This is a genomic window from Kitasatospora sp. MY 5-36 (genome assembly GCF_001182915.1).
Lineage (GTDB): Bacteria > Actinomycetota > Actinomycetes > Streptomycetales > Streptomycetaceae > Kitasatospora.
The window spans coordinates 1-3210 of the sequence record NZ_LFVW01000929.1 but is presented as its reverse complement, the minus strand read 5'-3'; the positions used below and the strand labels follow the sequence as shown (position 1 = coordinate 3210).

3 protein-coding genes are annotated in these 3210 nt (G+C 72.8%); 1 reads left to right on the top strand and 2 read right to left on the bottom strand.

The window, feature by feature from the left end:
- A partial coding sequence (locus AE652_RS38375; RefSeq protein ID WP_082346244.1) for a DeoR/GlpR family DNA-binding transcription regulator occupies positions 1-879 on the bottom strand: 879 nt, incomplete at its 3' end.
- A gap of 200 nt (positions 880-1079) precedes the next feature.
- Entirely contained in the window at positions 1080-2534 is a 1455-nt protein-coding gene (locus AE652_RS38370; RefSeq protein WP_049660024.1) for an NAD(P)H-quinone dehydrogenase, read from the bottom strand.
- Positions 2535-2633: 99 nt separating this feature from the next.
- Between AE652_RS38370 and AE652_RS38365 the strand changes: the two genes are divergently transcribed.
- Positions 2634-3071, top strand: a complete 438-nt coding sequence (locus AE652_RS38365; protein ID WP_049660023.1) for a gamma-glutamylcyclotransferase — start codon at positions 2634-2636, stop codon at positions 3069-3071.
- Positions 3072-3210 lie beyond the last annotated feature (139 nt).

Below are 3210 nucleotides of genomic sequence, written 5' to 3'. Positions count from 1 at the left end.
GGGCGGGCCGCCGCGGCGGGCCATCGGGCCGGGCTGGGGCTGGTGCATCGGGCCGCTGCCGGTGCCGTGCACCGGGGCGTCACCGCCCGGGCCGGCGCCCAGCGGGGCCAGGTCGACCTGCACCCCGCAGTCGGCGAGCGCGTCCAGCTCGCGGACGGTGCTGTCGTCCGCGGTGGCCTGCTCGTCGGTGACCAGGCGGGTGATGGTCTCGGTGGCGACGGTCTGGAACATGCCGGCCGCGCCGAGCTTGGTGTGGTCGGCGAGGACGATCACCTCGGCGGCCGCCAGCACCATGGCCCGGTCCACGCTCGCGGACAGCATGTTCGCCGTCGACAGCCCGCGCTCGGCCGTCAGACCGCTGCCGGAGATGAAGGCCTTGTTGACCCTCAACCCCTGCAGGGACTGCTCCGCGCCGCTGCCCACCAGCGCGTAGTTGGAGCCGCGCAGGGTGCCGCCGGTCATCACCACCTCGACCCGGTTGGCGTGCGCCAGGGCCTGGGCGACGAGCAGCGAGTTGGTGACCACCGTCAGCCCGGGCACCCGGGCCAGCCGGCGGGCCAGCTCCTGGGTGGTGGTGCCGGCGCCGACCACCACCGCGTCCCCCTCCTCCACCAGGCCGGCGGCGAAGTCCGCGATGGCGCTCTTCTCCGCCGCGGACAGGTGGGTCTTCTGCGGGTATCCGGGTTCGCGGCTGAAGCCGCCGGGGAGCACCGCGCCGCCGTGCCGGCGGTCGAGGAGCCCTTCTGCCTCCAGCGCCCGCACGTCACGGCGCACGGTCACTTCGGAGGTCTGGACGACGCGGGCCAACTCCCGGAGCGAGACGGCTCCGTTGGCGCGCACCATTTCGAGGATCAACTGGCGACGTTCTGCTGCAAACACAGAACCGACGGTAACCTGCGTGACCGTCTGCTTTCAGGCGTTTGCAGCTAGTAGCGGGAATTGCTCACGCACGAGCGGCGCGTGACCGTAGAATACGCGCCGTCAATGGCCCGGAACTGCGCCCGCCGTCCGGGTGACGGCCATGCCCGCGCGAAGGGCGGTCGCCGATCGGCAACCGCCCTCAACTGTGCGCCAGACGCTCAGGATTCGCCGTCGACCCGCTTGCGGATGTGCAGCTGCCGGGCGGCCTCGGCGGTCGAGCCGGAGACGGACGGGTAGACGGTGAAGGCGCTGGCCACCTGTTCGACCGTCAGATTGGCGTCCACCGCGAGCGAGATCGGGTGGATCAGCTCGCTGGCCCGCGGGGCGACGACCACACCGCCGACCACGATGCCGGTGCCCGGGCGGCAGAACAGCTTCACGAAGCCGTCCCGGATGCCCTGCATCTTCGCCCGCGGGTTGCCGCGCAGCGGGAGCTTGACCACGACGGCGTCCATCTTGCCGCACTCCACGTCGGCCGCCGTGTAGCCGACGGTGGCGATCTCCGGGTCGGTGAAGACGTTGGAGGCCACGGTCTTGAGGTTCAGCGGCTGCACCGCGTCGCCGAGCGCGTGGTACATCGCGATCCGGCCCTGCATGGCCGCCACCGAGGCGAGCATGAAGACGCCGGTGCAGTCGCCCGCCGCGTACACGCCGGGGGCGGTGGTGCGGGAGACCCGGTCGACCTGGATCTGGCCCCAGTCGTTGAGCTTGACCCCGGCCTCCTCCAGGCCCATCTCGGAGGTGTTGGGGACGGAACCGACCGCCATCAGGCAGTGGGTGCCCTCGATCACCTTGCCGTCGGCCAGCATGACCTCGACCCGGTCGCCGATCCGCTTGACGCTCTCGGCGCGCGAGCGGCCCATGACGTTCATGCCGCGGCGGCGGAAGACGTCCTCCAGCACCTCGGCGGCGTCCGGGTCCTCGCCCGGCAGCACCCGGTCGCGGCTGGACACCAGGGTCACCTTGGAGCCGAGCGCCTGGTACGCGCCGGCGAACTCGGCGCCGGTCACACCGGAGCCGACCACGATCAGCTCGCGGGGCAGCTCCTCCAGGTCGTACACCTGGGTCCAGGTGAGGATCCGCTCGCCGTCCGGCTGGGCGTCCGGCAGCTCGCGCGGGTGGGCGCCGGTGGCGATCAGCACCGCGTCGGCGTGCAGCGACTGCACGGTGCCGTCGGGCGCGTCCACCAGCACCTCGCGGGAGCCGTCCACGGCCTGCCCGCCGGTGCCGAGCCGGCCGCGGCCGCGCAGCACGGTGACGCCGGCCCGGGTGACGGACTGGGTGATGTCGTGGGACTGCGCGATCGCCAGGCGCTTCACACGGCGGTTGACCTTGCCCAGGTCCACGCCGATCACCCGGGCCGCCTGCTCGACGGGCGGGGTGTCGTCCGCGACCAGGATGCCCAGTTCCTCGTACGAGCTGTCGAAGGTGGTCATCACCTCCGCGGTCGCGATCAGGGTCTTCGACGGAACGCAGTCCGTGAGCACCGCCGATCCGCCCAGACCGTCGGTGTCGACGACGGTCACCTCCGCGCCGAGCTGTGCGGCGACCAGGGCCGCCTCGTAGCCGCCGGGTCCGCCACCGATGATCACGATCCGAGTCACGTTCCCCATTGTCCCGCACGCCCGCGGCGCCGCCACGCCGGGGTCGGGGCTCCCGTACGTTCGTCCAGTCGCCCCGGCCCGCCCGCCGCCCGGGCTACCCTGGCCCCCATGCCCCTTTACGCCGCGTATGCCACCAACCTCGATGCCCGGCAGATGACCCGCCGAGCCCCGCACTCCCCGCTGCGCGGCACGGGGTGGCTAGCCGGATGGCGGCTCACCTTCGGTGGCGAGCAGCTGGGTTGGGAGGGCTCGCTGGCCACCGTGGTCGAGGACGAGAAGGACCAGGTCTTCGTCTCGCTGTACGACGTCGCGCCGATGGACGAGGAGGGCCTGGACCGCTGGGAGGGCGTCCAGCTCGGCATCTACCGCAAGATCAAGCTGCGCGCGCAGACCCTGGACGGGGACATCCCGGTCTGGACGTACGTGCTCAACGACTACGAGGGCGGCCTGCCCGCGGCCCGCTACCTCGGCCTGGTCGCCGACGCCGCGGAGAGCGCCGGCGCCCCGCACGACTACGTGATGGACCTGCGCCGCCGCCCCTGCTGATCCGCGTCCCAGCCGCGCACGGTCTCCGCGAGCACCCGCGCCACCGCCGCGCGCCGGGCCGGGTCGGCGCGCACCCCGTACGCCAGTTCGACGTGCAGCCACGGCACCCCGAGCCCGGCCGCGAACAGGCCGGCCACAT

Bases quoted from the DNA above. Each gene is read 5' to 3' on its own strand.
- AE652_RS38365 (WP_049660023.1), top strand. From the start codon at position 2,634: ATGCCCCTTTACGCCGCGTATGCCACCAACCTCGATGCCCGGCAGATG.
- AE652_RS38370 (WP_049660024.1), bottom strand. From the start codon at position 2,534: ATGGGGAACGTGACTCGGATCGTGATCATCGGTGGCGGACCCGGCGGC.